The sequence below is a fragment of the Amycolatopsis kentuckyensis genome (assembly GCF_041679295.1).
Lineage (GTDB): Bacteria > Actinomycetota > Actinomycetes > Mycobacteriales > Pseudonocardiaceae > Amycolatopsis > Amycolatopsis kentuckyensis_A.
In genome coordinates, this window is record NZ_JBGDMD010000005.1 from 642,485 (window position 1) to 661,094 (window position 18,610).

The window sequence follows — 18,610 nt, forward strand, 5'->3', positions numbered from 1 at the left end:
GCGCGGAACCAGACGTCAGGACCCGGACTTCGGCTTCCAGGGGCTGACCGTGTCGGTGGGGCGCGTCGGGTCGTGGAAGCGCGGCCGGTCCAGCTCGCCCGCGCGCAGCGGGACGAGGCCGTCGGTGATCGCCTGCATGATCTTCGCGTGCGCGCGGACTCCGGCGCCGGGGCGTTCCGGCTCGACGTCCGACAGGTCGACCGGGTCGCCGAAGTGGACCCGGAACTTCGGGCGGCGCAGGGGAGCGCTGAGCCCGGACCGGGCGAGCGGGACGAGGTCGGCCGGGCCGTTGACGGTCTCGGTGCCCCAGTAGACCGCTTCGTGTGCGCCCCACTGGCTGATCGGGATCACCGGCACGCCCGAGGCGAGGGCGAGCCGGGCCGCGCCGGTCTTACCGCGCTCGGGCCACAGGCCGGGGTCGTGGCTGATCCGGCCCTCCGGGTAGACGATGATCGGCTCGCGCGTGGTCTTGAGCGCTTCGACGGCCTCGGCGAACTGCCCGACCGCGGTACCGGCGTGCTTACGGTCGACGCGCAGGTGGCCGCTGACCCGCAGCGCCGGCCCGATGACCGGGGCGTCCAGGATGCCGCCGGCCAGCATGAACCGCGGGTTGATGCCGATCCGCTTGCACGCCGCCATCAGCACGAACGCGTCGAACACGCCGATGTGGTTGGCCGTCATCAGCAGCGGCTTGCCGCGCAGCTGGGCGGGGATCCGCCCGGTGACGGTCAGCCTGCCGACCAGGTTCACCAGCCCGCGGTCGATGTTCAGCATGGTCCGCCAGATGGCGGGGGCCCGGCGGGAGGTGTTGTCGGAGTGCAGCGCGACCATGGGGCAGAGCATGGCAGACGCCGTTTTTCACCCGGATGCGCACCGGGCGGACCGATTCACCCGGATGGCCGCTCAAGCCCCCGTGTGAGGCAGAAGTTCACCCTGGGCCGAGAGTGGCGCATGGGACGAACGCCGACGGCCGGTTACCGTAAAAGGCATGGCTGGGTCGGCGACGAGGAAGCGAAGCACGAGTAGCGGCGCGAAGGGGGCAGCGGCGCGTAAGCCGCGTACACCCGCGAAGTCCCGTCCAGCAGCACGCAAGCCGGCCCCCCGCTCGCGCCGCAAAACGCCCGGGATCTTCGGCAAAGGCGTCCGCGGCACCTGGAACCTGCTGGCCAAGGGCATCGGCACGCTGGCCCGCACGGTCGGCCGCACCCGCGAACTCGAACCCGAACACCGCCGCGACGGCGTCGCCCTGGGCCTGATCGCCCTGGCCATCGTCGCGGCCGTCGGGGTCTGGTGGCGCGCCGCCGGCCCGATCGGGGCCGGGGTCGAGATCGCCACCCGGACCGTCCTCGGCGCCGGGGCCGTCACGCTGCCCCTGGTCCTCGTGGTCGTCGCCGTCGCGCTGATGCGGTCCGAGCCGCACCCGGAAACCCGCCCGCGGATGGTGATCGGGACGATCATGGTCGTCCTGTCCGTGCTGGGGATGCTGCACATCTTCACCGCGCTCCCGGCCACGAACGACGGCCGCATGTACGCCGGCGGCATCATCGGCGCCTTCTCCGGCGGCCTGCTCACCATGGGCGTCACGACCTGGGTCGCCGTCCCGCTCCTCATCCTCGCGCTCGTCTTCGGCGTGCTCGTCTTCACCGGCACCCCCGTCCGCGAGATCCCGCACCGCCTGCGCAACTGGGGCCTCGACGAAGACGAACTCGCCGAAGCCGAGCAGCAGAAGTCCGGCTTCGCCACCGACGAGGACACGGTCACCGAAGCCGACCCGAAGGCCGCGCGCCTGCGCAAGCCGTCGCGCCGCCGTCAAGCCAGCGACGCCAACCCCGAGCAGCTCGACATCGACGCCGCCCTCGCCGAGGTGCCGACGCCGATCAAGCCGCCCAAGCCGAAGCCGGTCGCCGAGGTTCCCGAGAAGAAGCCGAAGAAGGCGCCGGAACCGCCGCTGGCCGTCACCCGGACCGTCGAGGGCGACTACCAGCTCCCGCCGCCCGACCTGCTGAAGCTCGGCGACGCGCCGAAGTCCCGGAGCAAGGCCAACGACGCCATGATCGAGGCGATCACCGGCGTGCTGGAGCAGTTCAACGTCGACGCGCAGGTCACCGGCTTCACCCGCGGCCCGACGGTCACGCGCTACGAGGTCGAGCTCGGCCCGGGCGTGAAGGTCGAGAAGATCACCGCGCTCACCAAGAACATCGCCTACGCCGTCGCGACCGACAACGTCCGGCTGCTGGCGCCGATCCCCGGCAAGTCCGCGGTCGGCATCGAGGTGCCGAACTCCGACCGCGAGATGGTCCGGCTGGGTGACGTCCTGCGGGCGCCGTCCACGGTCAAGGACAACCACCCGATGGTGATCGGCCTCGGCAAGGACATCGAGGGCCACTTCGTCACCGCGAACCTGACGAAGATGCCGCACCTGCTGGTCGCCGGTTCCACCGGTTCCGGTAAGTCGAGCTTCGTCAACTCGATGCTGGTGTCGCTGCTCGCGCGCTCGACGCCGGACGAGTGCCGGATGATCCTGATCGACCCGAAGATGGTCGAGCTGACGCCGTACGAGGGCATCCCGCACCTGATCACGCCCATCATCACCCAGCCGAAGAAGGCCGCCGCGGCGCTGGCCTGGCTGGTGGAGGAGATGGAGCAGCGCTACCAGGACATGCAGGTCAACAAGGTCCGGCACATCGACGACTACAACAAAAAGGTCAAGTCCGGCGAAATCACCGCGCCGCCGGGGTCCGAGCGCGAGTACCGGCCGTACCCGTACATCATGGCGATCGTCGACGAGCTCGCCGACCTGATGATGACCGCCCCGCGCGACGTCGAGGACGCGATCGTCCGGATCACCCAGAAGGCCCGTGCCGCGGGCATCCACCTGGTCCTGGCGACGCAGCGGCCGTCGGTCGACGTCGTGACCGGCCTGATCAAGACGAACGTGCCCTCGCGGCTGGCGTTCGCGACGTCGTCGCTGACCGACTCGCGGGTCATCCTCGACCAGCCGGGCGCGGAGAAGCTGATCGGCATGGGCGACGCGCTCTACCTGCCGATGGGCGCCGGGAAGCCGGTCCGCATCCAGGGCGCGTTCGTCGGCGACGAAGAGATCGCGGCCGTCGTCAACTACGCCAAGGAGCAGGCGCAGCCGGACTACCAGGACGGCGTCACCGCGCAGAAGGCCGGCGAGAAGAAGGAGATCGACCCGGACATCGGCGACGACCTCGACGTCCTGCTGCAGGCGGCCGAGCTGATCGTGACGTCCCAGTTCGGCTCGACGTCGATGCTGCAGCGCAAGCTGCGGGTCGGGTTCGCCAAGGCGGGGCGCCTGATGGACCTGCTGGAGAGCCGCGGGATCGTCGGGCCGTCGGAGGGTTCGAAGGCCCGCGACGTGCTGATCAAGCCGGAGGAGCTGGACTCGGTCCTGTACCTGATCCGCGGCGGCGACCCGTCGCCGTCGGACTCCGACGACGAGTAGTGCAACCCGCCGGCGGGCCCGTTCCGTCCTGAGCGCATGGACCCGCAGCGCATCGCAGCCGGACTGTTCGCCATTGCCGTCGTCGCGGTGGGTGCCGGGAGCACGGCGGCCGCCCAGCAGGCCGCTCCTCCGCGGCCGTCGTCGCCGTCGACCGTCAGCACCGCCCCGCGGGGCGACGTCACCCTGCACGTCGGGCAGGAGGCCGCGATCCAGGGGAAGGACCTGGCGGTGCGGTACACGCGCCTGGTGAGCGACTCGCGGTGCCGGCCGGACATGACGTGCGTCTGGCAGGGCGAGGCGACGCTGGCGTTCCTGCTGAGCGAGCCCGGCCGCGGCGAGAGCACGACGGCCGAGCTGCACAGCGGCCCCCGGACGGGCCCCCAGGCGACGACGTACGCGGCCAGCCGGATCGAGCTGGTGTCGGTGAGCGAGGACAGCCTGGAGGCCACGATCCGGGTCAGCTGAGGGGCGTGCCCCAGTGGTCGAGGTAGGCCACTTCGGCCAGCGGGATCCGCTCGGCCGGCTTGAAGTCGGGGGTCGTCGTGTAGGCGACCGGCAGCAACCCGGCCTGCGTGTAGCCGTCGGGCACGCCGAGGATCTCCGCGGCCTCGGCCTCACGCGAGAGGTGGTACGTCGTGAGCGTCGAGCCCAGACCGCGGGAGCGCAGCGCCAGCTGGAAGTTCCAGACCGCCGGGAAGATGCCGCCGTAGAAGGCCGCGTCGGTCGCGTTGTCGCCGGTGGGACGGCCGCGCAGGCAGGGGATCACGAACACGGGCACCCGCTCGATCACGTCGATCAGGTGCCGCCCCGACGCCAGCGCCCGCGACGGGCCCTCGGCCGCCCGCCCGGCGAGGTAGGCCTCGCCCACCTCGCGGAAGAGCGCGCCGAGCCGCTCCTTGACGCCCTGGTCGCGCACGACCAGCCAGCGCCACGCCTGGGCGTTGCCGGGGGTCGGGGCCTGCAACGCCAGGTTCAGGCACTCCTCGAGGACCGCGGGCTCCACCGTCCGGTCGAGGTCGAGCTTGCGCCGGACGGCGCGGGTCGTGGACAGCAGGTGATCGATCTCCATGACCCCATCCTGGCCCGGGTCCGGCACGACCCGGGCCAGGGGAGCGGGCTCAGCCGCCGAACTTGCGCACCGCCTGGTAGTACGTCCAGGCCGCGCCCTTGCAGGCGATGTTCGACCCGCACACGCTCTTCAGGTCCGAGTACAGGTTGTCGTCGATCTTCAGCCGGTTCGCCTCGGTGAACCGGCCCTGCTTCTTGTAGTTGCGGTACCCGAAGTCGTGCCGGTGGCAGCCGGGGAGGAACTTCCAGCCGAACGGGTTGTCCGGGGCCCACGAGCAGCCGTCGGACGACCAGTCGAGCTGGCCGTTGTACGGCGCCTGGCCGCGGATCGTCTCGAAGCTCGAGAGCGAGGTGCTGAAGAGGTACTGGTCGGTCACGGTCGGGATGTCGACCGCCGCCGCCGTGCCGGCGCCCAGCAGGGCGCCCCCGCCGACAGTCGCGGCCACCGCGATGGTGGCCCCCAGGTTCCGCAGAGTCGTGCGCATCTTGTGCGTTCCTTGCTGATCAGGTGAGGAATTGACCGGATCATCCTGGGACACCGAGGTGGCGCGCGTCACCGCCCGGAAGGATGTTAAGGGGAAACCTTCAGAATCCGGGCGGTGAATAGGGGTCTTCAGAGCTCGAGCAGCATCCGGGAGTTGCCCAGGGTGTTCGGCTTGACGTAGGGGAGGTCGAGGAACTCGGCGACACCGGTGTCGTGCGAACGCCGCATCTCCTCGTACACCTCGTGCGACACCGGGGTGCCCTGGATCTCCACGAAGCCGTGGCCCTGGAAGAAGCTCGTCTCGAAGGTCAGCACGAACAGCCGCTTGAGACCCAGCTCACGGGCCTCCTCGACCAGCCGCGCGACCAGCACCCGGCCGACACCCTGGCCGCGGACGGCCTTGTCGACCACCACGGTCCGGAGCTCGGCGATGTCCTCCCACAGCACGTGCAGCGCGGCCGCGCCGACGACCTCGCCGCCGACGTCGGCGACCCAGAACTCCTGGACCGCTTCGTACAGCGTGACCAGGTCCTTCTCCAGGAGGACGCGGCCGGCGTCGGAGTCGACGAGGGCTTTGATCTTGCGAACGTCGGCGATCCGCGCGCGGCGGACGGCGGGGGAGGCGGACGGCACGATCGTCAACACTGCCACATCGACGGGAGCCGGCTTCTCCGGCACGACCGGGCTACGCCGTCGTCGGGCCGCGCGGGACCGGCGGCTACCCTGAACGTCGTGCCTTCTCCTGCCGTTGACCCTGCCGCCACCCGACGCGTCTCCCTGCTGACCCTGGGCTGCGCCCGCAACGAGGTCGACTCGGAGGAGCTGGCGGGCCGGCTCGCGGCCGGCGGCTGGGAGCTGGCGGCCGATCCGGAGGACTCCGACGTCGTGGTGGTCAACACCTGCGGCTTCGTCGAGTCGGCCAAGAAGGACTCCGTCGACACGCTGCTGGCGGCCTCCGACACGGGCAAGAAGGTCGTCGCGGTCGGCTGCATGGCCGAGCGCTACGGCCACGAGCTCGCCGACAGCCTCCCCGAGGCCGACGCCGTGCTGGGCTTCGACCACTACGCCGAGCTCTCCGACCGGCTCGACGACGTCGTCGCGGGCCGCAAGGTCGCCTCGCACACCCCCGGCGACCGGCGCAAGCTGCTGCCGATCAGCCCGGTCCAGCGGCCCGCCGCCGCGGAGAACGTCGAGGTCCCGGGCCACGCGCAGCACGGCTGGGGCCCCCGGGTGCTGCGCACGCGCCTCGACGACTCGCCGGTCGCCGCGCTGAAGATCGCCTCCGGCTGCGACCGGCGCTGCTCGTTCTGCGCGATCCCGTCGTTCCGCGGCTCGTTCGTCTCGCGGCAGCCCGACGAGGTCGTCGCCGAGGCGATGTGGCTGGCCGAACACGGGGTCAAGGAGCTGTTCCTGGTCAGCGAGAACTCGACGTCCTACGGCAAGGACTTCGGCCGCGACGGCGCCACCGCGCTGGAGCGGCTGTTGCCGCGGCTGGCGGAGATCGACGGCGTCGAGCGTGTCCGCGTCTCCTACCTGCAGCCGGCCGAGACGCGCCCGCAGCTGGTCAAGGCCATCGCGACCACGCCGGGCGTCGCCGAGTACTTCGACCTGTCCTTCCAGCACTCCAGCGAGCAGGTGCTGCGCCGGATGCGCCGGTTCGGGTCGACCGACTCGTTCCTCGCGCTGTGCGAGCAGATCCGCGAGTACGCGCCCGAGGCGGGCATCCGCACCAACGTCATCGTCGGCTTCCCCGGCGAGACCGAGCACGACCTGAGCGAGCTCGAACGGTTCCTGACCGGCGCGCGCCTCGACGCGGTCGGCGTCTTCGGCTACTCCGACGAGGACGGCACCGAGGCCGAGACCTTCGACGGCAAGCTCGACGCCGAAGAGGTCGCGAAGCGCGTCACGCGGATCTCCGCGCTGGTCGAGGAGCTGACCGCGCAGCGCGCCGAGGACCGGATCGGCACGTTCGTCGACGTCCTCGTCGAGCTGGACGACGACGGCGAGCTCACCGGCCGCGCCGCGCACCAGGCCCCCGAGGTCGACGGCGAGTGCGTGATCCTCGACGCGCCGGAGAAGACCGAGGTGGGCGACTTCCTCCGCTGCGAGGTCGTCGACTCCGCGGGCGTGGACCTGATCGTCCGCGCGTCACCGGACGCCGACCGGTGAGTGCGCTCCCCAGCGACGCCGCCGACGAGGGCACGGCCCACGACGGCCCCGCTCAGGTCCCGGTGGCGACCCCGGTCCCGACGCTCAACGTCGCCAACCTGCTGACGCTGTCCCGGCTGGTCCTGGTCCCGCTGTTCGTCGTCGCGCTGTTCACCGGCGACGGCCACGACACCACCTGGCGCGCGATCGCCACCGGCCTGTTCGCCGTCGCCTCCTTCACCGACCAGCTCGACGGCTGGGTGGCCCGCAAGTACGGCCTGATCACCGACTTCGGCAAGATCGCCGACCCGATCGCCGACAAGGCGCTGACCGGCGCCGCGCTGGTGGGGTTGAGCGTCCTCGGTGAGCTGGGCTGGTGGGTCACGATCGTCATCGCCGTCCGCGAGATCGGTGTCACGCTGCTGCGCTTCTGGGTGATCCGGCACGGCGTGATCCCGGCCAGCCGGGGCGGCAAGGCCAAGACGATGGCGCAGATCGCCGCGATCGTGGCGTACCTGCTGCCGCTGCCCGCGGGAGCGGACCCGGTCCGGTGGGCGCTGATGGGCCTCGCCCTGGTGCTGACCGTCGTGACCGGCGTGGACTACCTGGTCCGGGCCGTGCGGCTGCGCGCGGCCGGGCGCCGGGCCACCGGGAGCTGAGAGTGGACGAAAAGGCCCTGGTCGCGGCCCTGACCGCGCGGGGCGAGACGGTCGCGGCGGCCGAGTCGCTGACCGCGGGGCTCGTCTGCGCCACCCTCGCCCGCGTTCCCGGCGCGAGCGCGGTCCTGCGCGGCGGCCTGGTGGTCTACGCCACCGAGCTGAAGACCGCGCTGGCCGGCGTCGACGCGGCCCTGCTGGCCGAGCACGGCGCCGTCCACCCGGAGGTGGCCGCCCAGCTGGCCGAGGGTGCGCGCGACCGGTGCGGGGCGACGTGGGGCCTCGGGCTGACCGGCGTGGCCGGGCCGTCGTCCCAGGACGGCGTCGAGCCGGGCACCGTGCACGTCGGGCTCGCCGGGCCGGGAACACGGACAGTCCGTACCCTGGCCTTGTCCGGCGACCGGGACTTGATCAGGACTCAAGCGGTCCGGTCCGCGTTTGCCCTGCTCGGGGAACATTTGAGGTGAAACGGGCGTTCGCCCTTGGCGTACGGGCACACCAACTCCTGCGCTCGGGGCACCGCTCTGGGTAACGTAGGGAGTACTTGTACGGAAGGGAGGCGCGTGATGACCGTGCTGTTGCGTGAGGCGATCGGTGATCGGCTCCGTCATGCCCGCACCAACCAGCGTCGTACGCTGCGCGACATCTCCCGCGCCGCCAGGGTCAGCCTCGGCTACCTCTCGGAGGTGGAACGGGGCCAGAAGGAGGCGTCGAGCGAGCTGCTCGCGTCCATCTGCCAGGCCCTGGACCTTCCGCTCGGCGAGCTGCTGCACAACGTGGCGGCGGACGTTTCGGCCCTCGACAACGTCGAGGTCGCACCGGTCGACGAGCGGATCGTGGAGGGCGCGCCCCGGGAGAAGAGGGGCGCCGAGGCCTCGGCGGCCGGCATCGAAGGCGGTCGCCTGATGTCCGGGCTGATCGGGAACGACCTCGCCGACCTGCGGGTTTCCCCGGCGCCGAGGATGAACACGACGTTGCGGACGACGATCGGGCAGCCCAAGCTGGCTTCGACGATCGCTGCATAACCACAGGTCGGACACGACGACGGCCCCGGGCGACCCGCCCGGGGCCGTTCGCGTCCGACTCTGCTCCCGGCCGCCGGCTTGGCGAGGTCTTGAATGACTCATTCAGGACCTCCGACGTCCTGAATGAGTCATTCAGGACGTTTCCGGCGGGCCCCGATTTCGCCCTCCGGCCCGGGCAACCCGCCCGGGGCCGGCCGCGTTGTCTACGGGTGGTGATCGGGGCGATCCCTGAATTCCGCCGGGTCGCCTGGAACGGACGTGGCCGACCTGACACGATGGAACCCAACGCCGGGGTCGGTGCGTTGCACATGCAGGGGAGCGACGCCCCACCTCGAGGACCTAGGCCCGTGGGACGCAAGAAGGCAGGCGGAGGAGATGGCCAACCCGTTCGTGAAGTTCTGGAAGTACATGATGGCGGCGTTCTCGTCGAAGATCGACGAGCACGCCGACCCGAAGGTACAGATCCAGCAGGCCATCGAGGAGGCGCAGCGCAACCACCAGGCGCTGACGCAGCAGGCCGCCTCCGTGATCGGCAACCAGCGTCAGCTGGAGATGAAGCTCAACCGGCAGCTCGGCGACGTCGAGAAGCTGCAGGCCTCGACCCGGCAGGCGCTCGTCCTCGCGGACGAAGCCCGCTCCAAGGGTGACGAGCAGAAGGCCGTCGAGTTCGAGAACGCCGCGGAGAGCTTCGCCACGCAGCTCGTCACGGCCGAGCAGAACATCGAGGACCTGAAGACGCTGCACGACCAGTCGCTGCAGGCGGCGGCCCAGGCCAAGAAGGCCGTGGAGCGCAACTCGCAGATGCTGCAGCAGAAGCTGGCCGAGCGCACGAAGCTGCTCTCGCAGCTGGAGCAGGCGAAGATGCAGGAGCAGGTCTCCGCTTCGCTGAACCAGATGAGCCAGCTGGCCGCGCCGGGCAACACGCCGTCGCTGGAAGAGGTCCGCGACAAGATCGAGAAGCGCTACACCACGGCGCTGGGCTCGGCGGAGCTGGCGCAGAACTCGGTCCAGGGGCGGATGATGGAGGTCCAGGCCTCCACCACGCAGCTGGCCGGCCAGTCGCGGCTGCAGCAGATCCGCGCGTCGATGCACGGTGACTCGGTCGCCCAGGTGACCGACGGCGGCAAGGCGGCCCAGGCGCCGGCCAGCAGCTCGGCCGACATCCAGCGCGAGATCCAGGCGCGCGTGCAGGCCGAGCAGGGCAAGAACCCGGCCTGACGCCGGCAGTCCGAAGGGGGCGAGCATGGGGCAGCAGGGCAGACGACGCGACTTCAGCGAGTTCGGCGCGAAGCTGGAGAAGCACATCGAGAAGCTGCCCGACTACGCCGTGCGCGCCCAGGAGAAGCTCCAGAAGGTGCAGAAGTACTTCCCGCCGGCCGACCAGGCCGGCGGGAAGCCCGCACCGCAGCGCCCTCGGCCGAACCCGTTGCAGCGGCCGCCGGTCCGCCGGCCCGACGTGTCGGCGACGTTCTCGACGATGGCGAACCAGGTGCCCGCGTTCGCCGAGGCCCGCGCCAAGTGGGACCGCTGGAACCACCCGGCCGCGAAGCTGGAACGCCGCAAGCGCCGGACGTCGCGTGCGATGACGCTGTGGATCATGCTGACGATCCTGTGCGGCGTCCTCACCGTGGCGGCCGGGATGGGCTGGATGAGCGCCACCGGCGCCGCGATGATGCCGCAGGCGATCATGGCGTTCGCCGGCGCCGTCGTCTTCGGGACGTTCGGCGTCCGAAGCGGACTCAAGCTCCGCGAACTCAAGAACACCCCGCTCCCGTCCGCGCCGGCCGGCCCGCCGCCGCTGCCGCCCGCCGGGTCCGCCGCCCGCGAGCCGATGGAACGGCTGGCGGAGTGCGAAGCGTCGCTGGCCGAACTGCTGCGCCAGCTCTCGGTACCGTCCTCGGTGGGCACGGCGCCGGTGTCCGAAGTGTCCGTCGCGGATGCCCGGCAGACCGCGACCGAAGCCGCCGCCGCCCTGCGCGGTCTCGCCGGACGCGTCCAGGCGATCGAACGCGGCCGCAACTCCGCGCCGGCCCGCGAGCAGGCGGCTTTGGACGCGGCGGTCGGCAAGCTCCGCGAACAGCTCGACGACGGCCTCGAGGGCTACCGCGGCCTGGTCGCCGCGGCCGGCCACACGGTCGCCGCCTCGAGCGACGGCCTCGTCACGTCCAAACAGGCCCTCACCGACGCCACCGACCGCTTGGCCGGCCTCGCGATGGCGTTGCGCGAGCTTTCCTAGTCCGAACCGGCGCCGATCACGCGAATCGGGCCCTCGTTGCGCCGCCCGAGGTTTCAAACTCGGCCGTTCGGGTGCCGCCGACCGGGCGAATCGGATCTTCGTCACCCGGCGTGCGTGATCGTGCGTTTCACCGCGGCGACGCGCCCTGTTCACCTCCCGGCTCCGAAACCCGCACGTAATCGGAAACTGATCGCGACGGAAACGTAAGCCAGCTAACGTTTCCGTCATGCAGGTAGAGGTGTCACTCGTCGGGAGGCCCGCCGTGGACTGAGGTTCGGCGGCGCCGACCGTACACAGTGGACTTTCTCGACCGCCGAGGAAAGGACGCCCCGTGAACACGCTCCCGCCGGATCCGGACCCCGTCCCCGCCACCCCGCCCACCGCCTCCCGCCGTGTCATCGAGGCCTTCGAGCGCATCACCGAAGCCGACCGCCCGGACCTCTGGTCCACCCTCCGCGCCGTCGAGGACGTCCTCGTCGACGCGAAGGCCGTCGACGAGCGCGTCAAGGCGGGGGAGGACCTGCCGCTCGCGGGCACGGTCTTCGCCGTGCCGGAGCTGATCGACGTCGCCGGGCAGCCGTCCGGCCGCTCGGTCCCCGAATCGAGCGCCACGATCGTCTCGCGGCTCACCGCGGCCGGCGCCGTCGTGCTCGGCAAGACCGGCGCGGGCACCGTGGCCTCGGCCTGGGACCGCACCAAGGTCGGCGGCCGCGGCGCGGCGGTCGCCGTCGCGCTCGGGATCGTCGACCTCGCCCTGAGCACGGCGGGCGCGGTCCCGGCCGCGCTGAACGCCGTCGTCGCGGTGAAGCCGACCCGTGGCCTGCTGCCGATGACCGGCGTCCGCTCCGCCGACGCCGTCGCCGTGTACGCGACCGGGCTGGTCGCCGCCCGCCGCGCGCTCGCCCTGATGACGGGACCGGACGGCGTCTCGCCGGCGCGCACCTGGCCCGCCGACGTCCGCCTCGGCGCCGGGGAGCACCCGCGCATCGCCTACCCGAAGAACCTGCCCCTGAGCGCGGCCGCGGCGATGGCGTTCGACAACGTCGTGAAGCGGCTGACGGCGGCCGGCGCGGTCCTGGAGCCGGTCGTCCTCGGCGAGCGGGACTTCGAGGACGCGCTCCTGCTGCCCACCGTGCCCGACCACCCGGACCTGGTCGAGGCGCTGGCCGACCCGGCCGCGGTCCAGCACCGCCTGGCCGCGTGCACGGCGTTCGCGAACCTGCTCGACCTGGCCGCGGTCACCGTCCCGGTGCTGCCGGGGGACAAGCGCCCCTTCGGCGTCACGTTCCTGACGCGGGCGTTCGAGGACCAGATCGGTCTGGACCTCGCGACCGTCTGCACCGACGAGCCCATGACGCCCTACCCGGAACCAGGCGAGGACGTCGTCGTGTTCGGCGCGCACCTGCGCGGGCAGCCGCTCAACGCCGACCTCACCGCGCTGGGCGCCCGGTTCACCGGACCGGTCCGGACCACCGAGGGCTACCGGATGGTCCTGCTGGACACCGAACCCCCGCAGCCCGGCGTCCTCGAAGGCGGCACCACCCTCGACGGCGAACGCTGGCGCCTGTCCCCGGCCGCGTTCGAGCGGTTCGCCGCCACGCTCAAGGAGCCCTTCGTGCTCGACCGCGTCGTGCTGGACGACGGCACCGCGCCCCTGGCCGTCCGGTGCCTGGCGGCCGAGGGACCCGGTCTGGACCGCTACGAGTCCTGGCGCGGGTACGTCCGGTTCACTTCGACGGCCGGGCTGCGAGTCCCCGGCTGACCCGGCGCACCAGGCCCGGGCCGTGCAGCGCGAACCCGGTGTAGAGCTGCACGAGCGACGCCCCGGCGTCCACCAGCCGGACGGCGTCGTCGGGCCCGGTGATCCCGCCGACGCCGATGATCGGCAGGCTCCCGCCGGTGTGGTCGTGCACGAACCGCACGACCTCCGCCGCGCGGGCGGTCAGCGGCCGGCCGGACAGTCCTCCCGCCTGTCCGGTCAGGCCGCTCTCCGACGGCGCGATGCCGGCGCGGGACAGCGTGGTGTTGGTGGCGATGATCCCGGCGACGCCGTGCTCGAGCGCGACCTCCAGGAGCTCGGCGAGGGCGTCGTCGGTCAGGTCCGGCGCGACCTTGACCAGCACCGGCGTCGGGGTGCCCGCTCCGGCGAGGTCCGCGGACGTCGTGCGCAGCTCGCCGAGCAGCTCGGCGAGCGCGGCGCGGTCCTGCAGCTGCCGCAGCCCCGGCGTGTTGGGCGAGCTGACGTTGATCGCGAAGTAGTCCGCGTACGGGTACAGCGCACGCAGGGAGAAGCGGTAGTCCTCGACGGCCTCGTCGAGCGGCGTCACCTTCGACTTCCCGATGCTGACCCCGAGCGGCACGCCGGGTTTCCCGTCGCGCGCGAGCTTGGCGGCGAGGGCTTCGGCGCCGTCGTTGTTGAAGCCCATGCGGTTGATGATCGCGTCGCTGGCGGGAAGGGTGAACAGCCGCGGCTTCGGGTTGCCGGGCTGCGCCAGCCGCGTCACGGTGCCGACTTCGACGAACCCGAAGCCGAGCGCGGCCCACGCGGGCAGCGCGCGCCCGTTCTTGTCCATACCGGCGGCCAGGCCGACGCGGTTGGGGAACCGCAGGCCCAGCACGGTCACCGGATCGTCGACGCGCAAGGCGCCGCCGAGGGCGGGCGCGACCTTCCCGAGCCGGGCCAGGACGCCGACCGTGCGCTCGTGCACGAGCTCGGGGTCGTGGTAGGACAGCCGGTACAGCGCCGGGCGGACGATCTTGTCGAAGAACACGCCCCCATGCTGCCAAACCGCCCGGAGACCGCTACCCGAGCGTCACTTCGGCGTGAACGCGACCACTAGCCGCGGTCCTTCCACTCGTCCTCGAGCATCGCGTAGACGAGCTCGTCGGTCCACTCGCCCTTGACGATCTCGTTCTCCCTCAGGTGCGCTTCGCGGCGCATCCCGAGGCGTTCCATCAGCGCGGCGGAGGCTTCGTTGCGGCCGTCGCACCGGCCGATGATGCGGTGCAGCCCCAGGTCCTCGAAGCCGAGCCGCAGCAGCTCGGTCGTCGCCTCGGCGGCCAGGCCCTTGCCGTGGTGGTCCGGGTGGAAGACGAACCCGATCTCGCCCTGGCGGTGCTCGCTGCTGAGCCACTCGAGGTTCAGGTCGCCGATCAGCTGCCCGGTCGACGCCAGCTCGACCGCGACGGCCAGGAACTGCCCTTCCTTCGTCAACGTCGAGCTGTGCACCCGTTTCGCGAGCGCGGCGGCCGATTCGGCGCGGCTTCGCGGGCCCCAGTACAGGTAGCGGGCGACGTCGGCGCGGGACTGGAAGGAGTTCAGCGCGTCGAGGTCGTCGGGCGTGAACGGGCGCAGGAGCAGCCGATCCGTGGTGATCGGGTAGTCGGGCCTGAGCATGGCTCCAGGCTAGCGAGTGACAGTCGTCGGCGGGACGGAACAGCGCACCGCGATCGTCGAATCCCGCGGTCGGATCGCCGGACGGTCGTTCGACGGCGATCGGCGGCCTGACCTGCACAAATGAGCGCATGAAGGAACCCCCGGGGGGCCTCTCGGACGCCGTCAAACGGCCGAGCCCGAGCCGGACTGGTGCTCGGGAACCCCGGGGGCACGGTGACTGCCTGGTATTCGCTATCAGGCATCACGTGAAGCAGGCGATGAGCCAGAAGGTGGCTCAGTTGTAGCGCTGCTCAAAGTCCTTCACGTGCCATCCGCTAGCGGACAGCCACCTCACGAGTCCTGTTGGAATACAACTTAGGACCACCTCCTTTCTCGTGTACTGCCACGCTAGGCGAAGATCCCGGTGCCCGGCAACGTCATTTCTGTGATCTCGGTCCGCAGGACCGCTTTCCGCCGCTCGTCGAGGAAGGACGCGTCGACGGCGTTCTCCGCCAGCCGCCCCAGTTCGGCCGCGGTCAGCCCCAGTGCCTCGGCGACGGCGACGTACTCGCCGGTGAGCGTCGCGCCGAACATCGGCGGGTCGTCGGTGTTGAGCGTGACGACGACGCCGTGGTCGAGCATCCGCCGCACGGGGTGCGCGGCGACGCTCGGCACCTGCCCGGTGCGCACATTCGACGTCGGGCACACCTCCAGGGGGATCCGGTGTGCCGCAAGGTGTTCCAGCAGTGCGGGGTCGGCGGCGCAGCTGGTGCCGTGGCCGATCCGCTCGGCGCCGAGGTCGTGCAGCGCGGACCAGATCGTGGCCGGGCCGGTGGTCTCGCCGGCGTGCGGGACGCTGTGCAGCCCGGCTTCCCTGGCTCGCGTGAAGAACGGCTCGAACCGCGCCCGGCCGACGCCGAGTTCGGGGCCGCCCAAGCCGAACGACACCAGGCCGTCGGGGCGTTCGCGCAGCGCGAACACGAGCGTTTCCCGTCCGGCCTTCGTGCCCTTTTCGCCGGGAATGTCGAAACACCAGGCCAGTTCGACGCCCAGTTCCGCGGCGCGGGCGCGGCCGGATTCGAGGCCGGCCAGGAGGTCGTCGCCGGGCATGCCGTCGAGCAGGTGGTTGTACGGCGTCACGGTGACTTCGGCGTAGCGACAGTTCTGCGCCGCCAGGTCCGCGGCCAGGCCGGCGACCAGCGTGTGGATGTCGTGGCGGTCGCGTACGAGCGAGGTGACCGCGAGGTAGACGGTGAGGAAGTGGTCGAAGTCGCGGAAGGTGAAGAACTCCGCGAGCTCGTGCTCGTCGGTGGGGACGCCGGCGGCGGGGCGGCGCCGGGCCAGTTCGAGCACGGTCGGCAGGCTCGCCGAGCCGACGAGGTGGACGTGCAGTTCGACCTTGGGCAGGGCGTGCGCGAAGGCGCGCAGGGCCTGCCCGGCCGGGATTCCGGGCATGACTGAGCTCCCTGGGGGTTTCGGAAGTGGGTGACGGGAAGCGCGCGCGGCTCAGGGAGCGAGGTCGCCGCGTTCGGTGTCGGCCCCGTAGAGCGGGAGCTTGAACGTCGTCACCGGGCCAGCTTACTGCGGCGGGTACGGCCCGTGCTGGTCCTTCGGGCAGAACCACGTCGGCCGCCGCTGGACGTCGTGGCCCTGCGTGCGCACCAGGAGCTTGCCGCCGCAGCGGAAGCAGCCCTGGCGGGTCCGCTCGTAGACCCAGTTCTTGCGGTTGCGGTCGAGGTGGCCGGTGGTGCTCTGGTCGAAGCGCCCGGAGCGGGCGTTGGCCAGCAGCAGCTTCCGGGCGAGCGTGACCGTGTCGCCGGCGTCCACTTCGGACACCGGTGTCCACGGGGTGACGCCGAGCAGGAAAGCGATTTCGCACTTGTAGAGGTTCCCGACCCCGGCCATGACGCGCTGGTCGAGCAGGGCCAGCCCGAGTTCGCGCTCCGGCTCGGCGGTGAAGTTCGCGATGGCGCGGTCCGCGTGCTCTTGCGTCCACTGTGGATCGAGCAGGTCCGGGCCGAGGTGGGCGACCAGGTCGGTTTCCTTCGGTGTGGCCACGAGTTTGAGGTCGTGCACGCGGAAGCCGATCACCTGGGTGTCCGCCGCGGTGAAGATCACGCGGGCGTGGTGCCCGGGCCGGCGCCACTTCGCGCCGGCCGGGTAGACGTCCCACATGCCGTCCATCATCAGGTGCGAGTGCAGCGTCAGGTCGCCGGAGAAGCGGGTGAACAGGTGCTTGCCGACCGTCCCGACGCCGAGCACCTCGCGCCCGGCGAGGTCCACAGTGGCCAGTTGCGGCACGCGGAACTCGCCGCGCAGCAGCGTCTTCCCCGCCAGCGCCCGGTCAAAGCGCTTTCCGACGAGGTAGACGGTGTCACCTTCGGGCACGGCTCACCCCGCGGATTCGGACACCTCGGCGGGGGCCTCCGGGGTCTCCGGCGCCGGGCCTTCGGGCCAGTCGGGGCCTTCGGGTTCCTCGCCGGCGATGCGGTGGCGGCCCGCCCGGTTGGAGCGCAGGATCTTCGCCAGCACCATGTTGAACGTCAGCGCGATCTCCTGGGCGCCCGGCGAGTGCCACTCGTGGATCGGGCTGCACGCGCCCTGGGCCTGCTGGACGGCCAGCCGGTCGGTGATCGCGGTCGGCATCACCAGGGAGCCGAAGTTCTCGCGCAGCTCGGCGATCCGGAACTGGTGCTCGTAGGACCGCACGCGCAGCTTGTTGACCAGGACGCCGATCGGGCGCAGGTCCGGGTTGAGCTCCTTGCGGATCTTCTCGATCGCTTCGAGGGCCCGGTGCGCGCCGGCGACGGCGTACATCGTCGGCTCGGTGACGATCAGCGCGCTGTCCGCGCCGACGAGCGCGGACTTCGTCAGCCGGCCCAGCGACGGCGGGCAGTCGAGGATCACCAGCTCGTACGGCGTTTCGCGCAGCGGCTCGCGGTGCAGCTCGTCGAGCGCGCGGGAGAAGTTCGCGAGGCGCTCGGGGTCGGCGTCGGGGTCGTTGAGCATTTCCAGCTCTTCGGCGCCGACGAGCACGTCGACGTCCTCGCTCCAGACGCTCGGTGCGATCGCGCGTTCGAGCATCTCCCGGGTGGGGGTTTCCAGTACGTCGGCGAGGGTCGCGTCGGTGTACGGCGGGTCCAGCGAGGTCGTGGCGTTGCCCTGCGGGTCGAGGTCCACGACCAGCGTCCGGGTGCCCCTACGCAGGGCGGCGGACGCGATACCGAGAGCGACCGTCGTCTTGCCGACGCCTCCCTTGAGGCTGAGTACGGCGACCGTGTGCACGTTCACCAGCCTACGGGTGTGCGCGAGAGGTGCCGCCGGGCAAGGGCCGTTCACTCGAAGGGAGGAGGCCGGGAGGCGGCCGCGCGCGGGCACTACCCTGTGCGGCATGAAGACGGAGACCGTGGCCGCCCGGGGTTCGGGCGCCGTCCGCCGGGTGCTCGAGGCCGAGATCGAGGCCGCCCGCGCCCGGGGCGCCGAGCACCCCCGCGTCGTCGACGTGGGCGGCGGCAGCGGCGGCTGGGCGGTGCCGTTCGCGGCGGCGGGCTGCCGGGTGACCGTCGTCGAGCCGAGCCCGAACGCCCTCGCGACGCTGCAGCGGCGGGCCGAGGAAGAGGGCGTCTCCGAGCTGATCACGGTCGTCGCGGACGACTCCGACGCGCTGGGCCGGTACGTCGAGGCGGGCTCGGCCGACCTGGTGCTGGCCCACGGGCTGCTGGAGATCGTCGACGACCCGGCCGCGGTGCTCACCGCGCTGGCCACGGCGGTCGCCCCGGGCGGCGCGGTGTCGGTGCTGGTCGCGAACCGGCACGCGGCGGTCCTGCACCGCGCGCTGGCGGGCCGGGTCGGCGAGGCGAAGCAGCTGCTCGAGAGCGTCGACGGCGTCGTCGCGGGCGACACGGTCCTGCGCCGCTTCTCCGCGGCCGGCCTGCGGGCCGACCTGGAGGCGGCCGGCCTGGACGTCACGCTGCTGCAGGGCGACCGGGTGATCTCCGACCTGGTGCCCGGCGACGTCCGCGAGGACGAGCTGGCGGAGTTCGAACGGGCGGCGGCGGGGTCGCCGGCGCTGCGGGACATCGCGGGCCGGCTGCACGCCGTCGCGCGGCTCGCCTGACCACTCCTGCGGCGGGTTCCCGCGCTTGATC

19 protein-coding genes are annotated in these 18,610 nt (G+C 71.8%); 10 read left to right on the top strand and 9 right to left on the bottom strand.

Annotation, left to right across the window (positions count from 1 at the left end):
- Positions 1-15: 15 nt before the first annotated feature.
- The gene (locus ACERZO_RS23795) at positions 16-831 is read right to left on the bottom strand and encodes a lysophospholipid acyltransferase family protein (RefSeq protein ID WP_372666925.1); all 816 of its coding nucleotides are present in this window, start codon (positions 829-831) and stop codon (positions 16-18) included.
- A 157-nt stretch (positions 832-988) separates the two neighbouring features.
- On the opposite strand from ACERZO_RS23795, the gene ACERZO_RS23800 reads away from it, so the two are divergent.
- On the top strand, positions 989-3,469 hold the full coding sequence (locus tag ACERZO_RS23800) for a DNA translocase FtsK (protein WP_372666926.1): 2,481 nt from the start codon (positions 989-991) through the stop codon (positions 3,467-3,469).
- 36 nt (positions 3,470-3,505) lie between these two features.
- Positions 3,506-3,934 (top strand): hypothetical protein, encoded by a 429-nt coding sequence (locus ACERZO_RS23805; protein WP_372666927.1) that lies wholly within the window; start codon positions 3,506-3,508, stop codon positions 3,932-3,934.
- Here ACERZO_RS23805 and ACERZO_RS23810 read toward each other — a convergent pair.
- The 3 genes from ACERZO_RS23810 to ACERZO_RS23820 form a co-directional block, all read right to left on the bottom strand.
- Entirely contained in the window at positions 3,927-4,538 is a 612-nt protein-coding gene (locus ACERZO_RS23810; RefSeq protein WP_372666928.1) for a nitroreductase family protein, read from the bottom strand. The two genes, ACERZO_RS23805 and ACERZO_RS23810, sit on opposite strands and share 8 nt — an antisense overlap.
- A gap of 49 nt (positions 4,539-4,587) precedes the next feature.
- Positions 4,588-5,022 (bottom strand): phospholipase, encoded by a 435-nt coding sequence (locus tag ACERZO_RS23815; protein ID WP_372666929.1) that lies wholly within the window; start codon positions 5,020-5,022, stop codon positions 4,588-4,590.
- 128 nt (positions 5,023-5,150) lie between these two features.
- Positions 5,151-5,654 (bottom strand): amino-acid N-acetyltransferase, encoded by a 504-nt coding sequence (locus ACERZO_RS23820; protein ID WP_372667220.1) that lies wholly within the window; start codon positions 5,652-5,654, stop codon positions 5,151-5,153.
- A 99-nt stretch (positions 5,655-5,753) separates the two neighbouring features.
- Here ACERZO_RS23820 and rimO point away from each other — a divergent pair, with 99 nt between their 5' ends.
- From rimO to ACERZO_RS23855, 7 genes are all read left to right on the top strand, one after another.
- Entirely contained in the window at positions 5,754-7,190 is a 1,437-nt protein-coding gene (rimO, locus tag ACERZO_RS23825) for a 30S ribosomal protein S12 methylthiotransferase RimO (RefSeq protein ID WP_372666930.1), read from the top strand.
- On the top strand, positions 7,187-7,828 hold the full coding sequence (pgsA, locus tag ACERZO_RS23830) for a CDP-diacylglycerol--glycerol-3-phosphate 3-phosphatidyltransferase (protein ID WP_372666931.1): 642 nt from the start codon (positions 7,187-7,189) through the stop codon (positions 7,826-7,828). The genes rimO and pgsA overlap by 4 nt, the downstream gene beginning before the upstream one ends.
- Positions 7,829-7,830: 2 nt before the next feature.
- The gene (locus ACERZO_RS23835; protein WP_372666932.1) at positions 7,831-8,292 is read left to right on the top strand and encodes a CinA family protein; all 462 of its coding nucleotides are present in this window, start codon (positions 7,831-7,833) and stop codon (positions 8,290-8,292) included.
- A 99-nt stretch (positions 8,293-8,391) separates the two neighbouring features.
- Positions 8,392-8,850 carry a helix-turn-helix domain-containing protein gene (locus ACERZO_RS23840; RefSeq protein WP_372666933.1) on the top strand — a complete coding sequence of 153 codons (459 nt, stop codon included), beginning with the start codon at positions 8,392-8,394 and terminating at the stop codon, positions 8,848-8,850.
- Between the two features lie 375 nt (positions 8,851-9,225).
- A complete protein-coding gene (locus ACERZO_RS23845; protein WP_285998191.1) occupies positions 9,226-10,068 on the top strand; it encodes a PspA/IM30 family protein in 843 nt (280 codons plus the stop codon).
- Positions 10,069-10,093: 25 nt separating this feature from the next.
- The gene (gene pspM, locus ACERZO_RS23850) at positions 10,094-11,086 is read left to right on the top strand and encodes a phage shock envelope stress response protein PspM (RefSeq protein ID WP_372666934.1); all 993 of its coding nucleotides are present in this window, start codon (positions 10,094-10,096) and stop codon (positions 11,084-11,086) included.
- A 331-nt stretch (positions 11,087-11,417) separates the two neighbouring features.
- Entirely contained in the window at positions 11,418-12,848 is a 1,431-nt protein-coding gene (locus ACERZO_RS23855) for an allophanate hydrolase-related protein (protein ID WP_372666935.1), read from the top strand.
- Here ACERZO_RS23855 and ACERZO_RS23860 read toward each other — a convergent pair.
- The 5 genes from ACERZO_RS23860 to ACERZO_RS23880 form a co-directional block, all read right to left on the bottom strand.
- On the bottom strand, positions 12,814-13,857 hold the full coding sequence (locus tag ACERZO_RS23860; RefSeq protein WP_372666936.1) for a quinone-dependent dihydroorotate dehydrogenase: 1,044 nt from the start codon (positions 13,855-13,857) through the stop codon (positions 12,814-12,816). The two genes, ACERZO_RS23855 and ACERZO_RS23860, sit on opposite strands and share 35 nt — an antisense overlap.
- 65 nt (positions 13,858-13,922) lie before the next feature.
- Positions 13,923-14,483, bottom strand: coding sequence for a GNAT family N-acetyltransferase (locus ACERZO_RS23865; protein WP_372666937.1), 561 nt, complete (start codon positions 14,481-14,483; stop codon positions 13,923-13,925).
- A 387-nt stretch (positions 14,484-14,870) separates the two neighbouring features.
- A complete protein-coding gene (gene add / locus ACERZO_RS23870) occupies positions 14,871-15,917 on the bottom strand; it encodes an adenosine deaminase (protein ID WP_372666938.1) in 1,047 nt (348 codons plus the stop codon).
- Between the two features lie 123 nt (positions 15,918-16,040).
- Positions 16,041-16,850: a DNA-formamidopyrimidine glycosylase family protein gene (locus ACERZO_RS23875; protein WP_372666939.1), complete on the bottom strand. Its 810-nt coding sequence runs from the start codon at positions 16,848-16,850 to the stop codon at positions 16,041-16,043.
- A 3-nt stretch (positions 16,851-16,853) separates the two neighbouring features.
- Positions 16,854-17,747 (bottom strand): ParA family protein, encoded by an 894-nt coding sequence (locus ACERZO_RS23880; RefSeq protein WP_372666940.1) that lies wholly within the window; start codon positions 17,745-17,747, stop codon positions 16,854-16,856.
- A 106-nt stretch (positions 17,748-17,853) separates the two neighbouring features.
- Here ACERZO_RS23880 and ACERZO_RS23885 point away from each other — a divergent pair, with 106 nt between their 5' ends.
- Positions 17,854-18,579, top strand: coding sequence for a methyltransferase domain-containing protein (locus ACERZO_RS23885; RefSeq protein ID WP_372666941.1), 726 nt, complete (start codon positions 17,854-17,856; stop codon positions 18,577-18,579).
- Positions 18,580-18,610 lie beyond the last annotated feature (31 nt).

Excerpts from the sequence above, each read along its gene's own strand:
- ACERZO_RS23810 (WP_372666928.1), bottom strand. The coding sequence starts at position 4,538 with ATGGAGATCGATCACCTGCTGTCCACGACCCGCGCCGTCCGGCGCAAG.
- add (WP_372666938.1), bottom strand. The coding sequence starts at position 15,917 with ATGCCCGGAATCCCGGCCGGGCAGGCCCTGCGCGCCTTCGCGCACGCC.
- ACERZO_RS23805 (WP_372666927.1), top strand. The coding sequence starts at position 3,506 with ATGGACCCGCAGCGCATCGCAGCCGGACTGTTCGCCATTGCCGTCGTC.
- ACERZO_RS23840 (WP_372666933.1), top strand. The coding sequence starts at position 8,392 with ATGACCGTGCTGTTGCGTGAGGCGATCGGTGATCGGCTCCGTCATGCC.
- ACERZO_RS23815 (WP_372666929.1), bottom strand. The coding sequence starts at position 5,022 with ATGCGCACGACTCTGCGGAACCTGGGGGCCACCATCGCGGTGGCCGCG.
- ACERZO_RS23795 (WP_372666925.1), bottom strand. The coding sequence starts at position 831 with ATGGTCGCGCTGCACTCCGACAACACCTCCCGCCGGGCCCCCGCCATC.
- ACERZO_RS23845 (WP_285998191.1), top strand. The coding sequence starts at position 9,226 with ATGGCCAACCCGTTCGTGAAGTTCTGGAAGTACATGATGGCGGCGTTC.
- ACERZO_RS23800 (WP_372666926.1), top strand. The coding sequence starts at position 989 with ATGGCTGGGTCGGCGACGAGGAAGCGAAGCACGAGTAGCGGCGCGAAG.
- ACERZO_RS23885 (WP_372666941.1), top strand. The coding sequence starts at position 17,854 with ATGAAGACGGAGACCGTGGCCGCCCGGGGTTCGGGCGCCGTCCGCCGG.
- pspM (WP_372666934.1), top strand. The coding sequence starts at position 10,094 with ATGGGGCAGCAGGGCAGACGACGCGACTTCAGCGAGTTCGGCGCGAAG.
- ACERZO_RS23865 (WP_372666937.1), bottom strand. The coding sequence starts at position 14,483 with ATGCTCAGGCCCGACTACCCGATCACCACGGATCGGCTGCTCCTGCGC.